The sequence below is a fragment of the Escherichia sp. MOD1-EC5433 genome, from assembly GCF_002966005.1.
GTDB lineage: Bacteria > Pseudomonadota > Gammaproteobacteria > Enterobacterales > Enterobacteriaceae > Escherichia > Escherichia ruysiae.
Genome location: NZ_PTRL01000008.1, coordinates 199,355 through 221,742, shown reverse-complemented (window position 1 = coordinate 221,742; position 22,388 = coordinate 199,355). Strand labels below are relative to the sequence as shown.

The following is a 22,388-nucleotide window of genomic DNA, read 5'->3' as shown; positions in this document are numbered from 1 at the left end:
TTTGAATGCATAACGACAAAGATCTCTCTACGTGGCAGACATTCCGCCGACTGTGGCCAACCATTGCGCCTTTTAAAGCGGGTCTGATCGTGGCGGGCATAGCGTTAATTCTCAACGCAGCCAGCGATACCTTCATGTTATCGCTCCTTAAGCCACTTCTCGATGATGGCTTTGGTAAAACCGATCGCTCCGTGCTGATGTGGATGCCGCTGGTGGTTATTGGGCTGATGATTTTACGTGGTATCACCAGTTATATTTCCAGTTACTGCATTTCCTGGGTATCAGGAAAAGTGGTAATGACCATGCGTCGCCGTCTGTTCGGCCACATGATGGGAATGCCGGTGTCATTTTTTGACAAACAGTCAACCGGGACACTGCTTTCACGTATTACTTACGATTCTGAACAGGTTGCTTCGTCGTCTTCCGGCGCGCTGATTACGGTGGTGCGTGAAGGTGCTTCCATTATCGGTCTGTTCGCCATGATGTTCTATTACAGCTGGCAGTTGTCGATCATTTTGATTGTGCTGGCGCCGATCGTCTCGATTGCGATTCGTATCGTATCGAAGCGTTTTCGCAGCATCAGCAAAAACATGCAGAACACAATGGGGCAGGTGACCACCAGTGCTGAACAGATGCTGAAAGGCCACAAAGAAGTATTGATTTTTGGCGGCCAGGAAGTAGAAACGAAGCGTTTTGATAAGGTCAGCAACAAGATGCGTTTGCAGGGAATGAAGATGGTATCTGCCTCTTCCATCTCTGACCCGATCATTCAGCTGATTGCCTCTCTGGCGCTGGCATTTGTTCTCTACGCCGCGAGCTTCCCAAGTGTAATGGATAGCCTGACAGCCGGTACGATCACCGTTGTCTTCTCTTCGATGATTGCACTGATGCGTCCGCTGAAATCGCTGACCAACGTTAACGCCCAATTCCAGCGTGGTATGGCGGCCTGTCAGACGCTGTTTACCATTCTGGATAGTGAACAGGAGAAAGACGAAGGTAAACGCGAGATTGAGCGTGCTACTGGCGACGTCGAATTTCGCAATGTCACCTTTACCTACCCGGGGCGCGAAGTCCCTGCGCTGCGTAATATCAACCTGAAGATCCCAGCAGGGAAAACAGTGGCTCTGGTAGGGCGTTCGGGTTCGGGTAAATCAACTATCGCCAGCCTAATCACGCGTTTCTACGATATTGATGAAGGCGAAATCCTGATGGATGGTCACGATCTGCGCGAGTATACCCTGGCGTCGTTACGTAACCAGGTTGCACTGGTATCGCAGAATGTCCATTTGTTTAACGATACGGTTGCCAACAACATTGCTTACGCACGTACAGACCAGTACAGCCGTGAGCAAATTGAAGAAGCGGCGCGTATGGCTTATGCCATGGACTTTATCAATAAGATGGATAACGGTCTTGATACGGTGATTGGTGAAAACGGCGTGTTGCTCTCTGGCGGTCAGCGCCAGCGTATCGCTATCGCTCGAGCTTTGTTGCGTGACAGCCCTATTCTGATCCTTGATGAAGCCACCTCGGCGCTGGATACAGAATCCGAACGTGCGATTCAGGCGGCGCTTGACGAGCTACAGAAAAACCGTACCTCACTGGTGATTGCTCACCGTTTGTCTACCATTGAAAAGGCAGACGAAATTGTGGTCGTTGAGGATGGTGTCATTGTGGAACGCGGCACGCATAACGATTTGCTTGAGCACCGTGGTGTCTACGCGCAACTTCACAAAATGCAATTTGGTCAATGATCGAAAAAATCTGGTCTGGTGAATCCCCTTTGTGGCGGCTGTTGCTGCCACTCTCCTGGTTGTATGGCCTGGTGAGTGGCGCTATCCGTCTTTGCTATAAACTAAAACTGAAGCGCGCATGGCGTGCCCCAGTGCCTGTTGTGGTAGTCGGTAATCTCACCGCAGGTGGTAACGGGAAAACACCGGTCGTTGTCTGGCTGGTAGAACAACTGCAAAAACGCGGTGTTCGTGTTGGTGTTGTATCCCGGGGCTATGGCGGTAAGGCCGAGTCGTATCCGATGTTATTGTCGGCAGAGACCACCACAGCACAGGCGGGTGATGAACCTGTGTTGATTTATCAGCGTACTGGCGCGCCTGTTGCAGTTTCTCCCGTCCGTTCTGATGCGGTAAAAGCCATTCTTGCGCAACATCCTGATGTGCAGCTCATCGTAACCGACGACGGTCTACAACATTATCGTCTGGCACGAGATGTGGAAATTGTCGTCATTGATGGTGTGCGTCGCTTTGGCAATGGCTGGTGGCTGCCTGCGGGGCCAATGCGTGAGCGAGCCGGGCGTTTAAAATCGGTTGATGCGGTAATCGTCAATGGCGGCGTACCGCGTGATGGTGAAATTCCGATGAATTTAATACCGGGTCAGGCAGTGAATTTGCGTACCGGTGCTCGTTGTGACATTGCACAGCTTGAACATGTGGTGGCAATGGCGGGGATTGGTCATCCGCCGCGCTTTTTTGCCACGCTGAATATGTGTGGTGTGCAACCGGAAAAATGTGTGCCGTTGTCCGATCATCAGTCTTTGAATCATGTGGATGTCAGCGCATTGTTAAGTGCCGGGCAAACACTGGTTATGACTGAAAAAGATGCGGTGAAATGCCGGGGCTTTGCAGAAGAAAATTGGTGGTATTTGCCCGTTGACGCACAGTTTTCGGGCGCTGAGCCAGAGAAACTGCTCGCGCAACTTTCCTCGCTGGCTTCTGGCAACTAATTCGCAGCAGCAGCGTTCAATTGATGGAGCCATGAATGACGCTGCCGTATATCTCTCTTGCTGATGCGCGTAATCTTCATCTCGCTGCGCAAGGCCTGTTAAAAAAATCTCGTCGTCGCGCGTTGCCGCAAGATATTCTGGCAGCTATTTCCCGCATGTCCTTGCTGCAAATCGACACTATCAATATCGTTGCCCGCAGCCCTTATTTGGTGCTTTTTAGTCGTCTGGGTAATTATCCTCCGCAGTGGCTGGACGAGTCGCTGGCGCATGGCGAATTAATGGAATACTGGGCGCATGAAGCCTGCTTTATGCCGCGTAGTGATTTTCATCTCATTCGCCACCGGATGCTGGCGCCAGAAAAAATGGGCTGGAAATATCAAGACGCCTGGATGCGGGAACATGCGAAAGAAATTGAACAGTTACTTCAGTACATTCAGGATAACGGACCCGTACGTTCAGCCGATTTTGCTCATCCCCGCAAAGGGGCAAGCGGTTGGTGGGAGTGGAAGCCGCATAAACGCCATCTGGAAGGGCTGTTTACTGCTGGAAAGGTTATGGTGATTGAAAGGCGTAATTTCCAGCGCATTTATGATTTAACCCATCGCGTCATGCCGCACTGGGATGATAAGTGTGGCCTCGTTTCGCAAACAGAAGCAGAAATCACGATGCTGGATAACAGCGCGCGTAGCCTGGGAATATTTCGCGAACAGTGGCTGACAGATTACTATCGCCTTAAACGCCCGGCGCTGGCTGCCTGGCGTGATGTGCGTGCTGAACAGCGGAAAATTATCCCCGTAAATGTGGAGAGGTTAGGACAACTCTGGCTGCATACTGATTTGTTGCCTCTTCTCGAAACAGCTCTCGCGGGAAAACTCACCGCGACGCATAGCACTGTACTGTCACCCTTTGACCCTGTCGTCTGGGATCGTAAACGTGCAGAGCAACTCTTTGATTTTAGCTACCGGCTGGAATGCTACACGCCGGCACCGAAACGTCAGTATGGCTATTTCGTTCTGCCGTTACTGCATCGTGGACAATTAGTCGGGCGAATGGATGCCAAAATGCATCGCCAGACGGGCGTCCTTGAAGTTATCTCCCTTTGGTTACAGGATGGCATCAAACTGACTGCTTCTCTTCAAAAAGGATTGCGCCAGGCGATTACCGATTTTGCTGGCTGGCAGCAGGCAACGCGAGTGACATTAGGGGGCTGCCCACACGGTCTCTTTAGTGATTGCCGCACAGGCTGGGAAATAGCCCCCTGGGCATAAATGATTATGATAAGATTTATGCATTCATAACCCGATCCATCTGGAGGAACTATGGATCATCGTCTGCTCGAAATCGTTGCCTGCCCGGTTTGCAACGGCAAACTTTGGTATAACCAGGAAAAACAAGAACTGATTTGCAAACTGGATAACCTGGCTTTCCCGCTGCGCGATGGCATCCCTGTGCTGTTGGAAACGGAAGCCCGCGTGCTGACTGCTGATGAGAGTAAATCATGAGTTTTGTGGTGATTATTCCTGCACGCTACGCTTCTACGCGTCTGCCAGGTAAACCGTTGGTCGATATTAACGGTAAGCCGATGATCGTTCATGTTCTTGACCGCGCCCGCGAGTCAGGAGCCGATCGCATCATTGTCGCAACCGATCATCAAGATGTTGCCCGCGCTGTTGAAGCTGCTGGGGGGGAAGTGTGCATGACGCGCGCCGATCATCAGTCAGGCACCGAACGCCTGGCGGAAGTTGTCGAAAAATGCGCGTTCAGCGACGACACGGTGATTGTTAATGTGCAGGGCGATGAGCCAATGATCCCTGCGACAATCATTCGTCAGGTTGCTGATAATCTCGCCCAGCGTGAAGTAGGCATGGCAACCCTTGCTGTACCTATCCACAGTGCGGAAGAAGCCTTTAATCCGAATGCGGTTAAAGTGGTGCTTGACGCTGAAGGTTATGCGCTTTACTTCTCACGTGCCACCATTCCGTGGGATCGTGATCGTTTTGCAAAAGGTCTGGAAACCGTTGGTGATAACTTCCTGCGTCATCTTGGTATTTATGGCTACCGTGCAGGCTTTATCCGTCGTTATGTCAACTGGCAGCCAAGTCCGTTAGAACACATCGAAATGTTAGAGCAGCTTCGCGTACTGTGGTATGGCGAAAAAATCCACGTTGCTGTTGCCCAGGAAGTTCCTGGTACAGGAGTGGATACCCCTGAAGATCTCGAGCGCGTTCGCGCTGAAATGCTCTAAGCTAATTTCACGACACTCCACCTGATTTTGGGGGAGTGTCGTACCGTTACGATTTTCCTCATTTTTCTTTTCAACAATTGATCTCATTCAGGTGACATCTTTTACATTGGCGCTCATTATGAAGGCAGTAGCTTTTATGAGGGTAATCTGAATGGAACAGCTGCGTGCCGAATTAAGCCATTTACTGGGCGAAAAACTCAGTCGTATTGAGTGCGTCAATGAAAAAGCAGATACGGCGTTGTGGGCTTTGTATGACAGCCAGGGAAACCCAATGCCGTTAATGGCGAGAAGCTTTAGTACGCCAGGACAAGCCCGCCAGTTGGCATGGAAAACCACCATGCTGGCACGCAGTGGGACTATTCGTATGCCAACCATCTATGGCGTGATGACACACGAAGAACATCCTGGCCCCGATATCCTGTTACTGGAGCGGATGCGTGGTGTTTCTGTGGAAGCACCCGCGCGTACACCGGAACGTTGGGATCATCTGAAAGAGCAAATTGTTGAAGCTCTGCTGGCCTGGCACCGACAGGACAGTCGCGGTTGCGTCGGTGCAGTCGACAATACTCAGGAAAATTTCTGGCCCTCATGGTATCGGCAACATGTTGAAGTGCTATGGACCACGCTCAATCAGTTCCATAACACCGGTCTAACGATGCAGGATAAGCGTATCCTGTTCCGCACCCGCGAATGTCTTCCGGCATTATTTGAAGGATTTAACGACAATTGTGTGCTGATCCATGGCAATTTCTGTTTGCGCAGCATGTTGAAAGATTCTCGTAGCGATCAATTACTGGCGATGGTAGGGCCGGGCCTCATGCTTTGGGCGCCACGTGAGTATGAGTTGTTCCGGTTGATGGATAACACTCTGGCAGAAGATTTACTCTGGAGTTACCTGCAACGCGCGCCAGTGGCGGAGTCGTTCATCTGGCGGCGTTGGCTGTATGTGTTATGGGATGAAGTTGCGCAACTGGTCAATACCGGACGGTTTAGCCGGCGCAACTTCGATCTGGCATCAAAATCACTCCTTCCCTGGCTCGCCTGACGAACCTTTCAGCCACTGCCAGATGCGACCAAGCGTTTCATAGCCGACTCGGTCGCTATGCATCAACCAGACCGGAGAGGGAATTGCCCGTTCCCACGGATTAAGCGGTGAGTCGATTGCCAGCTGATTCGCCGGGGCTGGCAGCGGATTCAGACCTTCCTGTTGGAAAAAGATCATCGCGCGCGGCAAATGAGACGCAGATGTCACCAGCAGGAAAGGGGCGTCACCAATTGCCTGTTTCACTGCGGCTGCTTCTTCTTCGGTATCTTTTGGCAAATCCAGCGTAATAATTTGTTCGCGCGGTACGCCCAGCGATTGCGCTACTCTGGCACCCACTTCGGCTGTACTCACCGTATTGGTTTTTGCCACGCCTCCCGTGAAGATCAGTTTTGATCCCGGATTCTCGCGCCATAAACGAATACCTTCATTCAGGCGCGGCAAACTATTATTGATTAAATTTGAACTTGGTGCCCACTGCGGGTTCCAGGTATAACCACCTCCGAGCACCACGATATAGTCCACTTTTTGTGCATTATTCCATGTCGGATAAGTACTTTCGATGGGACGCAGCAGGCGGTCGGCTACTGGTTGCAAACTTAATAACAAAAGCGCCAGCCATCCGGCGCTAATAAATATCTTTCCGGTTTTTTGAAAACGGCTAAACCACAGTAGCACCAGACCCACACCGATAATCAACAACATTAGCGGAAGTGGCAGTAGCATACCGCCAATCACTTTTTTCAGTGTAAAAAGCATCCTTTCTGGTTCCTTTTTTAACCATATAGCGAGGGATCGGCAGTGATATTACACCAGACGGGTTCATTCTCGCCGTGGCTGTGACAAAATAGCGCCTTTATCAGAAAACGTCTTAGCCAACCGGTGGAGAAAGCAATGCAGGATCGCAATTTTGATGACATTGCGGAAAAGTTTTCCCGTAACATTTACGGCACCACCAAAGGACAGCTTCGGCAGGCTATTCTGTGGCAGGATCTCGATCGTGTGCTGGTGGATATGGAGCCGCACAAACTGTGCGTACTGGATGCCGGTGGTGGTGAAGGACAGACCGCGATCAAAATGGCCGAACGTGGGCATCAGGTCATTTTATGCGATCTCTCCGCCCAGATGATCGACCGCGCAAAGCAGGCGGCAGAAGCTAAAGGTGTGAGCGACAACATGCAATTTATACATTGCGCCGCTCAGGACGTTGCTTCGCATTTGGAAACGCCCGTTGATCTGATATTGTTCCATGCGGTGCTGGAATGGGTGGCTGACCCCCGCAGCGTATTGCAAACATTGTGGTCAGTGTTGCGCCCAGGCGGCATGTTGTCATTAATGTTCTACAATGCGCACGGCTTGCTGATGCATAACATGGTCGCAGGGAATTTTGATTACGTGCAGGCGGGAATGCCGAAAAAGAAAAAACGGACGCTTTCGCCAGACTATCCACGCGACCCGGCGCAGGTATATCAGTGGCTGGAAGAAGCTGGCTGGCAAATTATGGGTAAAACCGGCGTTCGCGTGTTTCATGATTATCTGCGTGAAAAGCACCAGCAGCGCGACTGCTACGAAGCATTACTTGAATTAGAAACGCGTTATTGCCGCCAGGAACCGTATATCAGCCTGGGGCGTTATATTCATGTCACCGCGCGCAAACCGCAGAGCAAGGATAAAGTATGAGTGAATTTTCCCAGACAGTCCCCGAACTGGTTGCCTGGGCCAGAAAAAATGACTTCTCCATCTCGCTGCCGGTAGACCGACTCTCTTTTCTGCTGGCGGTTGCCACGCTGAATGGCGAGCGTCTGGATGGTGAGATGAGTGAAGGCGAGCTGGTGGATGCATTCCGCCATGTGAGTGATGCGTTTGAGCAAACCAGCGAAACCATCGGCGTGCGCGCCAACAACGCGATCAACGACATGGTGCGTCAACGTCTGCTGAACCGCTTTACCAGTGAGCAGGCGGAAGGGAACGCTATATATCGTCTGACGCCGCTCGGCATCGGCATTACTGACTACTATATCCGTCAGCGCGAGTTTTCTACGCTGCGTCTTTCTATGCAGTTGTCGATCGTTGCAGGCGAACTGAAGCGTGCGGCGGATGCGGCAGAAGAGGGCGGTGATGAGTTTCACTGGCACCGCAATGTCTATGCGCCGCTGAAATATTCTGTAGCAGAAATTTTCGACAGCATCGATCTGACGCAACGTCTGATGGATGAGCAGCAGCAGCAGGTGAAAGATGACATCGCTCAGTTGCTGAATAAAGACTGGCGGGCGGCGATCTCCAGCTGCGAATTGTTGCTTTCAGAAACCTCCGGTACGCTGCGTGAATTGCAGGATACGCTGGAAGCGGCAGGTGACAAATTGCAGGCTAACCTGTTGCGCATTCAGGATGCGACCATGACGCATGACGATCTGCATTTTGTCGATAGTCTGGTGTTCGATCTGCAAAGTAAGCTCGATCGTATTATCAGCTGGGGACAGCAATCTATCGACTTGTGGATTGGCTACGATCGCCACGTACACAAATTTATCCGTACTGCTATCGATATGGATAAAAACCGCGTCTTTGCCCAGCGTTTACGTCAGTCGGTACAAACCTATTTTGATGAGCCGTGGGCGCTGACTTACGCGAATGCCGATCGTCTGCTGGATATGCGTGACGAAGAGATGGCACTGCGCGACGAAGAAGTGACCGGGGAGCTTCCGCCAGATTTAGAGTACGAAGAGTTCAACGAGATCCGCGAACAACTGGCGGCGATCATCGAAGAACAGCTCGCCGTGTACAAAACCAGACAAGTACCGCTGGATCTTGGTCTGGTGGTACGCGAATATCTGGCGCAGTATCCACGTGCGCGTCACTTTGACGTTGCGCGTATTGTTATTGATCAGGCGGTACGCCTCGGCGTAGCGCAAGCAGATTTCACCGGACTGCCTGCGAAATGGCAGCCGATTAATGATTACGGAGCCAAGGTACAGGCGCATGTCATCGACAAATATTGAACAAGTGATGCCGGTTAAGCTGGCGCAGGCGCTGGCGAATCCGTTATTTCCGGCGCTGGATAGCGCCTTACGTTCAGGCCGTCATATTGGCCTCGACGAACTGGATAATCATGCATTCCTGATGGATTTTCAGGAATATCTGGAAGAGTTTTACGCACGTTATAACGTGGAGCTTATTCGCGCGCCGGAAGGTTTTTTCTATTTGCGCCCACGTTCTACCACTATTATCCCGCGCTCCGTATTGTCGGAACTGGACATGATGGTTGGGAAAATCCTCTGTTATCTCTATCTCAGCCCGGAACGGCTGGCGAACGAGGGGATTTTTACTCAGCAGGAATTGTATGATGAACTGCTCACCCTGGCCGATGAAGCGAAACTGCTGAAACTGGTAAACAATCGTTCTACCGGTTCGGACGTGGATCGCCAGAAGTTGCAGGAAAAAGTACGTTCTTCGCTCAACCGTCTGCGCCGCTTAGGCATGGTGTGGTTTATGGGGCACGACAGCAGCAAGTTCCGCATTACTGAATCGGTGTTCCGTTTCGGTGCGGATGTCCGTGCGGGCGACGATCCGCGCGAAGCCCAGCGTCGCCTGATTCGCGATGGTGAAGCTATGTCGCTGGAAAACCACCTGCAACTCAACGACGAAACTGAAGAGAATCAGCCAGATAGCGGAGAGGAAGAATAATGATTGAACGCGGTAAATTTCGCTCACTGACGCTGATTAACTGGAACGGCTTTTTTGCCCGTACCTTTGACCTTGATGAGCTGGTCACGACGCTTTCCGGCGGTAACGGTGCGGGTAAATCCACCACTATGGCGGCGTTCGTTACGGCGCTTATCCCCGACCTGACCTTGTTGCATTTCCGTAACACCACGGAAGCCGGTGCTACCAGCGGTTCGCGAGATAAAGGCCTGCACGGTAAGCTAAAAGCGGGGGTCTGTTATTCGATGCTTGACACCATCAACTCGCGCCACCAGCGCGTGGTGGTTGGTGTGCGTCTACAACAGGTTGCCGGGCGCGATCGTAAAGTTGATATCAAACCGTTTGCCATTCAGGGCTTGCCGATGTCGGTGCAGCCGACGCAACTGGTGACCGAAACCCTGAACGAACGTCAGGCGCGCGTGCTGCCGCTTAACGAGCTGAAAGACAAGCTCGAGGCGATGGAAGGCGTGCAGTTTAAGCAGTTCAACTCCATCACCGATTACCATTCGCTGATGTTCGATCTGGGCATCATCGCGCGCCGTCTGCGTTCTGCTTCTGATCGTAGTAAATTCTATCGTCTGATCGAAGCCTCGCTGTACGGCGGTATTTCCAGCGCCATTACCCGTTCCCTGCGCGACTACCTGCTGCCAGAAAACAGCGGTGTGCGTAAAGCGTTCCAGGACATGGAAGCGGCGCTGCGTGAAAACCGCATGACGCTGGAAGCGATTCGTGTCACCCAGTCTGACCGTGACTTGTTCAAGCATCTGATTAGCGAAGCTACCAACTATGTGGCGGCGGACTACATGCGTCACGCCAACGAGCGCCGTGTCCATCTCGACAAAGCTCTGGAGTTTCGTCGTGAGCTACATACTTCGCGTCAGCAACTGGCGGCGGAGCAGTACAAACACGTCGATATGGCGCGTGAGCTGGCAGAGCACAACGGTGCCGAAGGCGATCTGGAAGCGGATTATCAGGCGGCCAGCGATCACCTGAACCTGGTGCAGACTGCACTGCGTCAGCAGGAAAAGATCGAACGTTACGAAGCGGATCTCGATGAGCTGCAGATCCGTCTGGAAGAGCAAAACGAAGTGGTGGCAGAAGCCATCGAGCGCCAGGAAGAGAACGAAGCGCGTGCGGAAGCCGCCGAACTGGAAGTGGATGAGCTGAAAAGCCAGCTTGCTGACTACCAGCAGGCGCTGGACGTCCAGCAAACGCGCGCGATCCAGTACAACCAGGCGATTGCTGCGCTTAATCGTGCCAAAGAATTGTGTCATCTGCCGGACTTAACCGCCGACAGCGCCGCCGAATGGCTGGAAACCTTCCAGGCGAAAGAGCTGGAAGCGACCGAAACAATGCTCTCTCTTGAGCAGAAAATGAGTATGGCGCAAACTGCGCACAGCCAGTTTGAGCAGGCTTATCAATTGGTAGTAGCAATCAACGGTCCGCTGGCGCGTAACGAAGCGTGGGAGGTCGCCCGCGAATTGCTGCGCGAAGGGGTCGATCAGCGCCACCTGGCAGAACAGGTTCAGCCGCTACGGATGCGCTTAAGCGAACTGGAACAGCGTCTGCGCGAGCAGCAAGAAGCCGAAAGACTGCTGGCAGAATTCTGCAAACGTCAGGGCAAGAATTTCGATATCGACGAACTGGAAGCCCTGCATCAGGAACTGGAAGCGCGCATTGCCTCTCTTTCTGACAGCGTGTCTAACGCCCGTGAAGAGCGCATGGCGCTGCGTCAGGAACAGGAACAACTGCAATCACGCATTCAGAGTCTGATGCAGCGTGCGCCGGTTTGGCTGGCGGCGCAAAACAGCCTCAATCAGTTGAGCGAGCAGTGCGGTGAAGAGTTCACTTCCAGTCAGGACGTCACTGAATACATGCAACAGTTGCTGGAGCGTGAGCGCGAAGCGATTGTTGAACGTGACGAAGTGGGCGCGCGTAAAAACGCCGTTGACGAAGAGATTGAGCGTTTAAGTCAGCCGGGCGGCTCTGAAGATCAGCGCCTGAATGCGCTGGCAGAACGTTTTGGTGGCGTGCTGCTGTCAGAAATTTATGACGACGTTAGCCTTGAAGATGCGCCGTACTTCTCTGCGCTATATGGCCCGTCTCGCCACGCGATCGTTGTGCCGGATCTGTCGCAGATTGCCGAACAACTGGAAGGTTTAACCGATTGCCCGGAAGATCTCTATCTGATCGAAGGTGATCCGCAGTCATTCGATGATAGCGTGTTCAGCGTTGATGAGCTGGAAAAAGCGGTGGTGGTGAAAGTTGCCGACCGTCAGTGGCGTTACTCACGCTTCCCGGAAGTTCCGCTGTTTGGTCGTGCGGCGCGCGAAAGCCGTATTGAAAGTCTTCATGCCGAGCGTGAAGTGCTCTCTGAACGTTTTGCTACGCTCTCCTTTGATGTACAAAAAACCCAGCGCCTGCATCAGGCATTTAGCCGTTTTATCGGCAGCCATCTGGCGGTGGCGTTTGAGTCCGATCCGGAAGCCGAAATCCGCCAACTCAACAGCCGTCGCGTCGAGCTGGAGCGTGCGTTGAGTAATCATGAAAATGATAACCAGCAGCAGCGTATTCAGTTTGAGCAGGCGAAAGAGGGCGTTACGGCGCTAAATCGCATTCTGCCGCGTCTCAACCTGTTGGCTGATGACAGCCTGGCGGATCGCGTCGATGAAATCCGCGAACGTCTGGATGAAGCACAGGAAGCCGCGCGTTTTGTTCAGCAGTTCGGTAATCAACTTGCAAAACTGGAGCCGATGGTTTCGGTGTTGCAGAGCGACCCGGAACAGTTCGAACAGTTAAAAGAAGATTACGCGTACTCCCAGCAAATGCAGCGAGATGCCCGTCAGCAGGCATTTGCCCTGACTGAAGTGGTGCAGCGTCGTGCGCACTTTAGCTACTCCGACTCGGCAGAAATGCTCAGCGGTAACAGCGATCTCAACGAAAAACTGCGTGAGCGTCTGGAGCAGGCGGAAGCGGAACGTACCCGCGCTCGTGAAGCGTTGCGTGGTCACGCAGCGCAGTTGAGCCAGTACAACCAGGTACTGGCCTCGCTGAAAAGTTCTTACGACACCAAAAAAGAGCTGCTTAACGATCTGCAACGCGAATTGCAGGATATCGGGGTGCGTGCCGATAGCGGGGCAGAAGAACGGGCGCGTATTCGCCGTGACGAATTACATGCGCAACTGAGCAATAACCGTTCACGTCGCAACCAACTGGAAAAAGCACTTACCTTCTGCGAAGCGGAGATGGACAACCTGACCCGCAAACTGCGCAAGCTGGAACGTGATTACTTTGAGATGCGCGAGCAGGTGGTGACCGCCAAAGCGGGCTGGTGTGCAGTCATGCGCATGGTGAAAGATAATGGCGTTGAGCGCCGCTTACACCGTCGCGAGCTGGCTTATCTCTCCGCTGATGATTTGCGTTCCATGTCGGATAAGGCGTTAGGTGCGCTGCGTCTGGCGGTAGCGGATAACGAACATCTACGCGACGTGCTGCGTATGTCGGAAGATCCAAAACGTCCGGAACGTAAAATTCAGTTCTTCGTGGCGGTTTACCAGCATCTGCGCGAACGTATTCGTCAGGATATTATTCGTACCGATGATCCGGTGGAAGCTATCGAGCAGATGGAAATCGAACTTAGCCGTCTGACTGAAGAGTTAACTTCCCGCGAACAGAAACTGGCGATCAGTTCCCGCAGCGTGGCGAACATTATTCGCAAAACCATTCAGCGCGAACAGAACCGTATCCGTATGCTCAACCAGGGATTGCAGAACGTGTCGTTCGGTCAGGTGAACAGCGTGCGTCTGAACGTGAACGTGCGTGAAACTCACGCCATGCTGCTGGATGTCCTTTCTGAACAGCATGAACAACATCAGGATCTGTTTAACAGCAACCGTCTGACCTTCTCGGAAGCTCTGGCGAAACTGTATCAGCGCCTTAACCCGCAGATTGATATGGGCCAGCGCACACCGCAGACCATTGGTGAAGAACTGCTGGATTACCGCAACTACCTGGAGATGGAAGTTGAGGTTAACCGTGGTTCCGATGGCTGGCTGCGTGCGGAATCGGGCGCACTATCTACCGGTGAAGCAATTGGTACAGGTATGTCGATTCTGGTTATGGTGGTACAGAGCTGGGAAGATGAATCACGCCGCCTGCGCGGTAAAGACATTTCTCCTTGCCGCCTGTTGTTCCTCGATGAAGCAGCGCGACTGGATGCTCGTTCTATCGCCACGCTGTTTGAATTGTGTGAGCGTTTGCAAATGCAGCTCATCATCGCGGCGCCAGAAAATATTAGCCCGGAGAAAGGCACCACCTACAAACTGGTGCGTAAGGTATTCCAGAATACCGAGCACGTACATGTGGTTGGTTTACGTGGCTTTGCGCCGCAGCTTCCTGAGACGCTTCCAGGAGCTGACGAAGCGTCTTCCCAGGCAAGTTAAGATTAAGGCGGCAGCGATGTCGCCTTTTTTCCGAAAACTCCGTTTCTGCACTAAAAAAATGCCGCATTACGGCGCGCTTTTCTTTAAACTTCTTTACATTAGGTTGTGTAAAAACGTATCGGTGTTTATATACTGAAGGTAAGCCTGATAAGTAACAGGCTTGCTCGTCATACTTTCGTGAGTATTGGCGTTGTACAGGCAAGTAGAGAAAAGCAGCCTGGCTATTCAAAGTATGATAAAAACAGGGGGCAAGGGATGTTGCTTAACATGATGTGTGGTCGTCGGCTTTCGGCAATGAGTTTGTGTCTGGCCGTAACATTCGCTCCACTGTTCAGTGTGCAGGCTGATGAGCCTGAAGTAATCCCTGGCGACAGCCCGGTGGCTGTTAGCGAACAGGGAGATGCACTGCCGCAAGCGCAAGCTACGGCAATTATGGCGGGACTTCAGCCGCTACCAGAGGGTGCGGCGGAAAACGCTCGCACACAAATCGAATCTCAATTACCCGCAGGTTATAAGCCGGTTTATCTTAACCAACTTCAACTGCTGTATGCCGCACGTGATATGCAGCCGATGTGGGAAAACCGTGATGCGGTAAAAGCCTTCCAGCAGCAACTAGCAGAAGTGGCGATTGCTGGTTTTCAGCCGCAGTTTAACAAATGGGTAGAGTTACTGACTGATCCTGGCGTTAACGGTCTGGCACGCGACGTAGTGTTGTCGGATGCAATGCTGGGCTATCTCCATTTCGTTGCTAACATTCCGGTCAAAGGTACGCGCTGGTTGTACAGCAGTAAACCTTATGTGCTCTCTACACCACCGCTCTCGGTCATTAACCAATGGCAGGTGGCGCTAAATAATGGTCAGTTGCCAACGTTTATTGCAGGACTGGCTCCGCAGCATCCGCAATATGCCGCGATGCATGAATCTTTATTGACCTTACTCAGCGATACTAAACCGTGGCCACAACTGACCGGTAAAGCAACGCTGCGTCCTGGCCAGTGGAGTAATGATGTACCAGCACTGCGCGAGATTTTGCAGCGAACGGGAATGCTCGAAGGCGGACCGAAAATTGCGCTCCCTGGCGATGAAACACCCGCTGATGCAGTCGTGAGTCCGTCCGCCGTTGCCGTCGAAACAGCGGAAACTAAGCCGATGGACAGGCAAACTACGGCTCGCAGTAAACCGGCACCAGCCGTGCGCGCCGCCTACGATAATGAGCTGGTGGAAGCCGTTAAACGTTTTCAGGCATGGCAAGGATTGGGGGCAGATGGCGCTATCGGCCCGGCAACGCGGGACTGGTTAAATGTAACGCCAGCTCAGCGTGCAGGTGTGCTGGCACTCAACATCCAGCGTTTACGCTTGCTGCCTGCGGAGCTTTCTACTGGCATCATGGTCAATATACCCGCCTATTCTTTGGTCTATTACCAGAACGGTAATCAGGTGCTGGACTCGCGGGTAATTGTCGGTCGTCCTGACCGAAAAACACCGATGATGAGCAGTGCTTTAAACAATGTGGTGGTGAATCCGCCGTGGAACGTACCGCCGACGCTGGCACGCAAAGATATTTTGCCAAAAGTGCGTAACGATCCGGGTTATCTGGAAAGTCATGGCTATACGGTGATGCGCGGCTGGAACAGCAAAGAAGCGATTGATCCGTGGCAGGTTGACTGGTCAACGATTACTGCGTCGAATTTACCGTTCCGCTTCCAGCAAGCTCCTGGCCCACGAAATTCGCTAGGACGGTATAAATTTAATATGCCGAGTTCAGACGCTATCTACTTGCATGACACGCCTAATCACAATCTGTTCAAGCGTGATACACGCGCGTTAAGCTCAGGGTGTGTGCGGGTGAATAAGGCATCGGATCTGGCAAATATGCTGTTGCAGGATGCAGGCTGGAATGACAAGCGTATTTCCGACGCCCTGAAGCAGGGAGATACCCGTTACGTCAATATCCGTCAGTCGATTCCGGTTAATCTCTACTACCTGACCGCGTTTGTCGGTGCAGACGGTCGTACTCAATATCGTACAGATATTTACAATTATGATCTGCCTGCGCGATCCAGCTCGCAAATTGTATCGAAAGCGGAACAATTAATCAGATAAATGAAGTAGTTCGGGTAAATCAGTTGTCGTAATAATTGGCATGATTGGGGGCTATTCTCGGTAGCCCCCATTACTGCTGGGATTGAGTCATCTTGACGTTAGCTTTATGGACGGTTAAGGTGCCTCTTGTGCGCCAGAAGTGCATATAAACGATAACATTGACCTGTAGACTTGATTATCATGGACAAATTCGACGCTAATCGCCGTAAACTGCTGGCGCTTGGTGGCGTTGCACTTGGTGCCGCCATCTTGCCGACCCCTGCGTTTGCGACACTCTCTACCCCACGTCCGCGTATTTTGACACTCAATAATCTCCATACCGGAGAGTCAATTAAAGCGGAGTTTTTCGATGGCAGAGGCTATATTCAGGAAGAATTGGCAAAACTAAACCATTTTTTCCGCGATTTCCGCGCGAACAAAATAAAGTCCATCGACCCAGGATTATTCGACCAGTTGTATCGCCTGCAAGGGCTGTTAGGCACCCGCAAACCGGTGCAACTCATTTCCGGTTATCGCTCTATTGATACCAACAATGAACTACGCGCGCACAGCCGTGGGGTAGCGAAGAAAAGCTATCACACCAAAGGCCAGGCGATGGATTTCCATATTGAAGGTGTCGCGTTAAGCAATATTCGCAAAGCCGCGTTATCTATGCGTGCAGGTGGTGTAGGATATTACCCACGTAGTAACTTTGTGCATATTGATACCGGGCCAGCACGGCACTGGTAACAATCGCTTAACGAAACAGGGGCAGTATGAATTATCGTATTATTCCGGTCACTGCATTCTCCCAGAATTGCTCATTGATCTGGTGTGAACAAACTCGCCTGGCTGCACTGGTTGATCCTGGCGGCGATGCAGAAAAAATCAAACAGGAAGTTGATGCCAGCGGCCTGACGCTAATGCAGATCCTGCTTACGCATGGTCACCTGGATCATGTTGGCGCGGCGGCGGAACTGGCGCGACATTACGGCGTGCCGGTTCTTGGTCCGGAAAAGGAAGATGAGTTCTGGCTGCAAGGCTTGCCTGCGCAAAGCCGTATGTTTGGCCTGGATGAGTGTCAGCCACTAACACCGGATCGTTGGCTGAACGAAGGCGACACTATCAGCATAGGGAATGTGACTTTACAGGTGTTACATTGCCCTGGGCATACGCCGGGTCATGTGGTCTTCTTTGATAATCAGTCAAAACTGCTCATTTCTGGCGACGTTATTTTCAAAGGTGGAGTGGGGCGCAGTGACTTCCCGCGTGGCGATCACAATCAACTGATTTCTTCAATCAAAGATAAATTGCTGCCACTGGGGGATGACGTGACATTTATTCCGGGTCACGGACCATTATCCACTCTTGGTTATGAGCGCCTGCATAATCCCTTCCTGCGAGATGAAATGCCCGTCTGGTAAAGGCGTATAAAAAAGCCCGCTTTCAATGCGGGCCTGGATTTCTGGCAAAGTGCGCTTTGTTTATGCCGGATGCGGCGCGAGCGCCTTATCCGGCCTACAAAATCGTGCAAATTCAAAATATTGCAGGGGACGCGTAGGCCTGATAAGCGTAGCGCATCAGGTAATGCTGCATTTGTCATCAGTCTCAGCCCGCTTTCAGCGGGCTTTATTGGTTTTAACGCTTACAGCACTGCCACAATCGCTTCGCACAGCGGAGCCATGTTGTCTGGCGTCATCCCGGCTACGTTCACACGACCGGAAGCTACTGCATACACGCCAAACTCTTCACGCAGACGCAGTACCTGTTCTTTAGTCAGACCGCTAAAGGAGAACATGCCATTCTGTTTGATGATAAAGCTGAAGTCGCGGTTTGCACCTTTCTCCTGCAGCGTATTAACGAACAACTGACGCATACGCTGAATGCGCTGGCGCATATCGGTCAGCTCTTGTTCCCAAATAGCACGTAACGCATCATTGCTCAGGATAGTGGCAACAACCGAAGCTCCGTGCGCTGGTGGGTTAGAATAGTTCGCACGAATCGCTGCCTTCATCTGGCTGAACGCGCGATCAACGGTTTCACTGTCAGCAGCAACCAGCGTACATGCGCCTACACGCTCGTTGTACAGACCAAAGTTTTTAGAGTAGGAACTGGCGACGATAAGTTCTTTATGCAGACCAGCGAAAACGCGCAGACCTTCAGCATCTTCTTCCAGACCGCGAGCAAAACCCTGGTAAGCGAAGTCAAACAGCGGTAACCAGCCTTTCTCAACGGAAAGCTGCGCCAGCGTTTGCCATTGCTCCAGTGTAGGATCGATACCGGTTGGGTTATGACAGCAGCCGTGGAACAGAACCACATCGCCAGCCTGGGCCTCGTTCAGACTGTTAATCAGGGCGTCGAAGTCCAGAGTATGTTTTTCTGCGTCGTAATAAGCGTATTCACGTACTTCCAGACCAGCAGAGTTGAATACGCTCTTATGATTTGGCCAGCTTGGGTTACTTACCCACACACGCTTAACACTGGTATTTTTCGCCAGGAAATCGGCAGCCACGCGTAACGCACCAGTACCACCTGGGGTCTGAGCTGTGCGGGCGCGTTTGTCGTTGATCAGGGCGCTACCTTTACCAAACAGTAATTCCTGGGTGCAACGACCAAATTCAGGGATACCGTCAATGCCGAGGTAGTTTTTGGTGGTTTCATTTTCGAGCAGATACTGTTCAGCCTTTTTAACGCTGGTCAGTACCGGAGTTTTGCCCGTCTCATCTTTATAGACACCAATCCCGAGGTTAATTTTGCCAGGACGTTCATCGGCACGAAACAGATCGGCCAGACCCAGAATCGGGTCGGCAGGAGCGGCGGTAATGTTCTCAAACATGACGAGGTTCCATTATGGTTACAGAAGGGAAGTCCGCTATCAGGGTAACGGGAGATTTACAAAATTCCAACTATTACTGATGAAAACGCCGGCTGTTTTTGCAAGACGTGAGATTGCTCTGGAAGGCATAAAAAAAACAGGACCAAAGTCCTGTTTTTTCGGCATTTAACAAAGAGGTCTGCTATTAGAACTGGTAAACGATACCCACAGCAACGGTGTCGTCAGAACCTACGCCCAGTTTGTTGTCAGAATCGATCTGGTTGATGATGTAGTCAACATAGGTGGACATGTTTTTGTTGAAGTAGTAGGTTGCGCCCACTTCAACGTAGTTCACCAGATCAACATCACCGATACCTTCTACGTCTTTCGCTTTAGATTTGGTGTAAGCGATGGACGGACGCAGACCGAAATCGAACTGGTATTGCGCAACTAACAGAACGTCTTGCGTTTTGTTGGCAAAGCCGCCAGTGATCGGCGTAGCGTTACGGGTTTCACCGTAGTTTGCTGCCAGGTAGATGTTGTTCGCATCATACTTCAGGCCAGTAGCCCACTGTTCAGCTTTTTTACCCTGGCCGAGAGGCTGAGCTTCCTGCAGGTTGGTACGGTCAGCGGCACCATAAGCACCAACGATACCAAAGCCTTCGAATTCGTAGCTGATGGAGCCGCCAACGCCGTCGCCGTTAGAACGACGTGCGGTGTCACGTTCGTTTTTACCCAGGTACTGAACAGCGAAATTCAGGCCGTCAACCAGACCAAAGAAGTTGGAGTTACGGTAAGTTGCAACGCCGCCAACACGACCAACGAAGAAGTCATCGCTGTATGCAGTGTCACCACCAAATTCTGGCAACATATCGGTGTAACCCAGTGCATCATAAACAACACCATAGTTACGACCGTAATCGATTGAGCCAGCATCAGCAAATTTCAGACCAGCGAACGCCAGACGGGTTTTGTTGCCATTTTGGGCATCAGAACCCTCAGAGTTGTTACCCTGGAAGTTGTATTCCCACTGACCGTAACCGGTCAGATCGGAATTGATTTGAGTTTCCCCTTTAAAACCAAGACGGGCATAGGTCATATCGCCATTGCCACCGTAACTGTTTTCACCGTTACCCTTGGAAAAATAGTGCAGACCGACAGCTTTACCGTACAGATCTACTTTGTTGCCATCTTTGTTATAGATTTCTGCAGCGTTTGCAGTACCTGCTACTAACAGAGCAGGGACGATCACTGCCAGAATGTTGCGCTTCATCATTATTTATTACCCTCATGGTTTTTTTTATGACACCTGCCACTGCCGTCAATAAGTTTCGTCAATAAATATTTACGGAGCTATTGATGAAAGTTTGGTGTCTTTATGTATCTGCAGGCATCTTTCCATTCAAACTAACGTTTCGCTACCGTGAAAGTGCTACAAAGATAAAGATATAGTTACAAAAAGAAAAAATATGTAACCAAAGGTAAATTTTAAGGAACTTTGTGAACGCCGTCATATTTCCATTGGACTTTAATGATATTTGCAGCGAGTTTGATCTATTTATATGATTTCCTTATATTAAATTTAGCTAAACGGAAATTTTCGCTCTGATGATTTCTCTCAGTGGCTTCGCTAAAACACACGTTCAGACATCCAGAAAGCCAATAAGAGTTATGGAAATTGTGCTATTGGCTAAGAAATAACTAATCCGCAATAAGAATGCGGATTATTTTTTGTTCACAAATGTTACGTGGAAATATTCCGTAACAGGAAGGCTGTTGTGACAGGGTTGCAAATAGATTGATTGACTTAACAAACAGATAACTTGACAGAAGGGAATAGAAAAGAGCCAGCGGGCGCTGGCTCTCGGAAAAACTAAATTAGAAGCTGGCGTTACGCGGGGTACGCGGGAACGGAATCACGTCACGCACGTTTTGCACACCAGTCACGTAGGCGATCAGGCGTTCAAAACCAAGACCGAAACCGGAATGCGGAACAGTACCGTAGCGACGCAGATCGCGATACCACCAGTAATCTTCTTTGTTCAGACCCATCTCCAGCATACGTTCGTCCAGCACGTCCAGACGCTCTTCACGCTGGGAACCACCAATGATCTCACCGATGCCCGGTGCCAGTACGTCCATTGCTGCAACGGTTTTACCGTCTTCGTTAAGACGCATATAGAACGCCTTAATATCTTTCGGATAGTTTTTCACCACGACCGGCGCTTTAAAGTGTTCTTCTGCCAGGTAACGTTCATGCTCGGAAGAGAGATCCACGCCCCAGTAAACCGGGTTTTCAAATTTCTTACCGCAATTTTCAAGGATGGTTACCGCGTCGGTGTAATCAACCTGCGCAAAGTCGGCTTCAATGAAGCGTTCCAGACGGCTGACAGCATCTTTATCTACGCGTTCAGCGAAGAATTTCATGTCGTCAGCACGTTCTTCGAGAACCGCTTTGAAGACATATTTCAGCATGGCTTCAGCCAGACCGGCGATATCGTTCAGGTTAGCAAACGCCACTTCCGGCTCCAGCATCCAGAATTCCGCCAGGTGACGGCTGGTGTTGGAGTTTTCTGCACGGAAAGTCGGGCCAAAGGTATAAATTTTGGACAATGCGCAAGCGTAGGTTTCGCCGTTCAACTGACCAGATACGGTCAGGAAAGACTCTTTACCGAAGAAGTCTTTGTCGAAATCGACTTTGCCCTGATCGTTACGCGGCAGGTTTTCCAGATCCAGCGTTGAAACGCGGAACATTTCGCCAGCGCCTTCGGTATCAGATGCGGTAATCAGTGGTGTTGAAACCCAGAAGAATCCCTGCTCGTTAAAGAAGCGATGCAGCGCCTGTGCCAGCGTGTGGCGAACGCGCGCAACGGCACCAATCAGGTTGGTACGTGGACGCAGGTGAGCGACTTCACGCAGATACTCAATGCTGTGGCGTTTTGCTGCCATCGGGTAAGTGTCTGGATCCTCAACCCAGCCGGCAACTTCAACGTTGCTGGCCTGAATTTCAAATTGTTGCCCCTGGCCCGGCGACGCCACGACTTTACCCGTCACAATGACCGAGCAACCGGTGGTCAGACGCAGGACGTCTTCATTGTAATTGGGCAGAGAATTATTGATGACAGCCTGTACAGGATCAAAGCAGGAACCGTCATAAACGGCGAGGAAGGAGATGCCAGCTTTTGAATCTCGGCGGGTACGCACCCATCCGCGCACGGTGACTTCGCTGTCAACGGCTACGCGGCCCTGGAGTACGTCGGCTACAGGCACAACGCTCATAATATTCTCTCTGTTAATAGTCGGAAAAAATAAACACTTGTCCA

17 protein-coding genes are annotated in these 22,388 nt (G+C 51.4%); 13 read left to right on the top strand and 4 right to left on the bottom strand.

Annotated features, from left to right (window positions below; translation table 11 throughout):
• The first annotated feature begins 5 nt into the window (after nt 1-5).
• The 6 genes from msbA to C3D30_RS17020 all read left to right on the top strand — a co-directional run bounded on the left by msbA (nt 6) and on the right by C3D30_RS17020 (nt 6,027).
• Complete coding sequence (msbA, locus tag C3D30_RS17045; RefSeq protein WP_000551252.1) at nt 6-1,754, top strand: lipid A ABC transporter ATP-binding protein/permease MsbA; 1,749 nt, start codon at nt 6-8, stop codon at nt 1,752-1,754.
• The gene (gene lpxK / locus C3D30_RS17040; protein WP_016157995.1) at nt 1,751-2,737 is read left to right on the top strand and encodes a tetraacyldisaccharide 4'-kinase; all 987 of its coding nucleotides are present in this window, start codon (nt 1,751-1,753) and stop codon (nt 2,735-2,737) included. Before msbA ends, lpxK begins: the two co-directional genes overlap by 4 nt.
• A 35-nt stretch (nt 2,738-2,772) precedes the next feature.
• Complete coding sequence (gene ycaQ / locus C3D30_RS17035; RefSeq protein WP_105287165.1) at nt 2,773-4,005, top strand: crosslink repair DNA glycosylase YcaQ; 1,233 nt, start codon at nt 2,773-2,775, stop codon at nt 4,003-4,005.
• Nucleotides 4,006-4,056: 51 nt separating this feature from the next.
• Nucleotides 4,057-4,239 (top strand): protein YcaR, encoded by a 183-nt coding sequence (ycaR, locus tag C3D30_RS17030; protein WP_000350069.1) that lies wholly within the window; start codon nt 4,057-4,059, stop codon nt 4,237-4,239.
• Nucleotides 4,236-4,982, top strand: a complete 747-nt coding sequence (gene kdsB, locus C3D30_RS17025; protein WP_000011586.1) for a 3-deoxy-manno-octulosonate cytidylyltransferase — start codon at nt 4,236-4,238, stop codon at nt 4,980-4,982. The genes ycaR and kdsB overlap by 4 nt, the downstream gene beginning before the upstream one ends.
• A gap of 151 nt (nt 4,983-5,133) precedes the next feature.
• Entirely contained in the window at nt 5,134-6,027 is an 894-nt protein-coding gene (locus C3D30_RS17020; protein WP_105287164.1) for a YcbJ family phosphotransferase, read from the top strand.
• On the opposite strand, the gene elyC is transcribed toward C3D30_RS17020, so the two are convergent.
• Nucleotides 6,004-6,783: an envelope biogenesis factor ElyC gene (gene elyC, locus C3D30_RS17015; RefSeq protein WP_000899558.1), complete on the bottom strand. Its 780-nt coding sequence runs from the start codon at nt 6,781-6,783 to the stop codon at nt 6,004-6,006. The two genes, C3D30_RS17020 and elyC, sit on opposite strands and share 24 nt — an antisense overlap.
• A gap of 135 nt (nt 6,784-6,918) precedes the next feature.
• On the opposite strand from elyC, the gene cmoM reads away from it, so the two are divergent.
• The 7 genes from cmoM to gloC all read left to right on the top strand — a co-directional run bounded on the left by cmoM (nt 6,919) and on the right by gloC (nt 17,674).
• A complete protein-coding gene (gene cmoM / locus C3D30_RS17010; RefSeq protein ID WP_105284939.1) occupies nt 6,919-7,704 on the top strand; it encodes a tRNA uridine 5-oxyacetic acid(34) methyltransferase CmoM in 786 nt (261 codons plus the stop codon).
• Nucleotides 7,701-9,023, top strand: a complete 1,323-nt coding sequence (gene mukF, locus C3D30_RS17005; protein WP_001288859.1) for a chromosome partition protein MukF — start codon at nt 7,701-7,703, stop codon at nt 9,021-9,023. The genes cmoM and mukF overlap by 4 nt, the downstream gene beginning before the upstream one ends.
• Nucleotides 9,004-9,708 carry a chromosome partition protein MukE gene (mukE, locus tag C3D30_RS17000; RefSeq protein ID WP_010344468.1) on the top strand — a complete coding sequence of 235 codons (705 nt, stop codon included), beginning with the start codon at nt 9,004-9,006 and terminating at the stop codon, nt 9,706-9,708. Before mukF ends, mukE begins: the two co-directional genes overlap by 20 nt.
• The gene (mukB, locus tag C3D30_RS16995; protein WP_105287163.1) at nt 9,708-14,168 is read left to right on the top strand and encodes a chromosome partition protein MukB; all 4,461 of its coding nucleotides are present in this window, start codon (nt 9,708-9,710) and stop codon (nt 14,166-14,168) included. Before mukE ends, mukB begins: the two co-directional genes overlap by 1 nt.
• A 255-nt stretch (nt 14,169-14,423) precedes the next feature.
• A complete protein-coding gene (ldtD, locus tag C3D30_RS16990) occupies nt 14,424-16,271 on the top strand; it encodes a L,D-transpeptidase (RefSeq protein ID WP_000926043.1) in 1,848 nt (615 codons plus the stop codon).
• Between the two features lie 180 nt (nt 16,272-16,451).
• Nucleotides 16,452-17,000: a peptidoglycan L,D-endopeptidase MepK gene (mepK, locus tag C3D30_RS16980; protein ID WP_001516120.1), complete on the top strand. Its 549-nt coding sequence runs from the start codon at nt 16,452-16,454 to the stop codon at nt 16,998-17,000.
• Nucleotides 17,001-17,026: 26 nt separating this feature from the next.
• Nucleotides 17,027-17,674 carry a hydroxyacylglutathione hydrolase GloC gene (gene gloC / locus C3D30_RS16975; protein ID WP_001109465.1) on the top strand — a complete coding sequence of 216 codons (648 nt, stop codon included), beginning with the start codon at nt 17,027-17,029 and terminating at the stop codon, nt 17,672-17,674.
• 221 nt (nt 17,675-17,895) lie between these two features.
• Here gloC and aspC read toward each other — a convergent pair whose 3' ends face one another.
• The 3 genes from aspC to asnS form a co-directional block, all read right to left on the bottom strand.
• Nucleotides 17,896-19,086 carry an aspartate transaminase gene (gene aspC / locus C3D30_RS16970; RefSeq protein WP_000462677.1) on the bottom strand — a complete coding sequence of 397 codons (1,191 nt, stop codon included), beginning with the start codon at nt 19,084-19,086 and terminating at the stop codon, nt 17,896-17,898.
• Nucleotides 19,087-19,270: 184 nt separating this feature from the next.
• Nucleotides 19,271-20,341 carry a porin OmpF gene (ompF, locus tag C3D30_RS16960; protein ID WP_000977931.1) on the bottom strand — a complete coding sequence of 357 codons (1,071 nt, stop codon included), beginning with the start codon at nt 20,339-20,341 and terminating at the stop codon, nt 19,271-19,273.
• A gap of 602 nt (nt 20,342-20,943) precedes the next feature.
• Nucleotides 20,944-22,344: an asparagine--tRNA ligase gene (gene asnS / locus C3D30_RS16955; protein ID WP_000117892.1), complete on the bottom strand. Its 1,401-nt coding sequence runs from the start codon at nt 22,342-22,344 to the stop codon at nt 20,944-20,946.
• Between the last annotated feature and the right edge of the window lie 44 nt (nt 22,345-22,388).

Coding starts and splice junctions, on each gene's coding strand:
- mukB (WP_105287163.1), top strand. CDS start 9,708: ATGATTGAACGCGGTAAATTTCGCTCACTGACGCTGATTAACTGGAAC.
- mepK (WP_001516120.1), top strand. CDS start 16,452: ATGGACAAATTCGACGCTAATCGCCGTAAACTGCTGGCGCTTGGTGGC.
- cmoM (WP_105284939.1), top strand. CDS start 6,919: ATGCAGGATCGCAATTTTGATGACATTGCGGAAAAGTTTTCCCGTAAC.
- C3D30_RS17020 (WP_105287164.1), top strand. CDS start 5,134: ATGGAACAGCTGCGTGCCGAATTAAGCCATTTACTGGGCGAAAAACTC.
- ldtD (WP_000926043.1), top strand. CDS start 14,424: ATGTTGCTTAACATGATGTGTGGTCGTCGGCTTTCGGCAATGAGTTTG.
- aspC (WP_000462677.1), bottom strand. CDS start 19,086: ATGTTTGAGAACATTACCGCCGCTCCTGCCGACCCGATTCTGGGTCTG.
- ycaR (WP_000350069.1), top strand. CDS start 4,057: ATGGATCATCGTCTGCTCGAAATCGTTGCCTGCCCGGTTTGCAACGGC.
- ompF (WP_000977931.1), bottom strand. CDS start 20,341: ATGATGAAGCGCAACATTCTGGCAGTGATCGTCCCTGCTCTGTTAGTA.
- msbA (WP_000551252.1), top strand. CDS start 6: ATGCATAACGACAAAGATCTCTCTACGTGGCAGACATTCCGCCGACTG.
- lpxK (WP_016157995.1), top strand. CDS start 1,751: ATGATCGAAAAAATCTGGTCTGGTGAATCCCCTTTGTGGCGGCTGTTG.
- gloC (WP_001109465.1), top strand. CDS start 17,027: ATGAATTATCGTATTATTCCGGTCACTGCATTCTCCCAGAATTGCTCA.
- asnS (WP_000117892.1), bottom strand. CDS start 22,344: ATGAGCGTTGTGCCTGTAGCCGACGTACTCCAGGGCCGCGTAGCCGTT.
- mukE (WP_010344468.1), top strand. CDS start 9,004: ATGTCATCGACAAATATTGAACAAGTGATGCCGGTTAAGCTGGCGCAG.
- kdsB (WP_000011586.1), top strand. CDS start 4,236: ATGAGTTTTGTGGTGATTATTCCTGCACGCTACGCTTCTACGCGTCTG.
- mukF (WP_001288859.1), top strand. CDS start 7,701: ATGAGTGAATTTTCCCAGACAGTCCCCGAACTGGTTGCCTGGGCCAGA.
- elyC (WP_000899558.1), bottom strand. CDS start 6,783: ATGCTTTTTACACTGAAAAAAGTGATTGGCGGTATGCTACTGCCACTT.
- ycaQ (WP_105287165.1), top strand. CDS start 2,773: ATGACGCTGCCGTATATCTCTCTTGCTGATGCGCGTAATCTTCATCTC.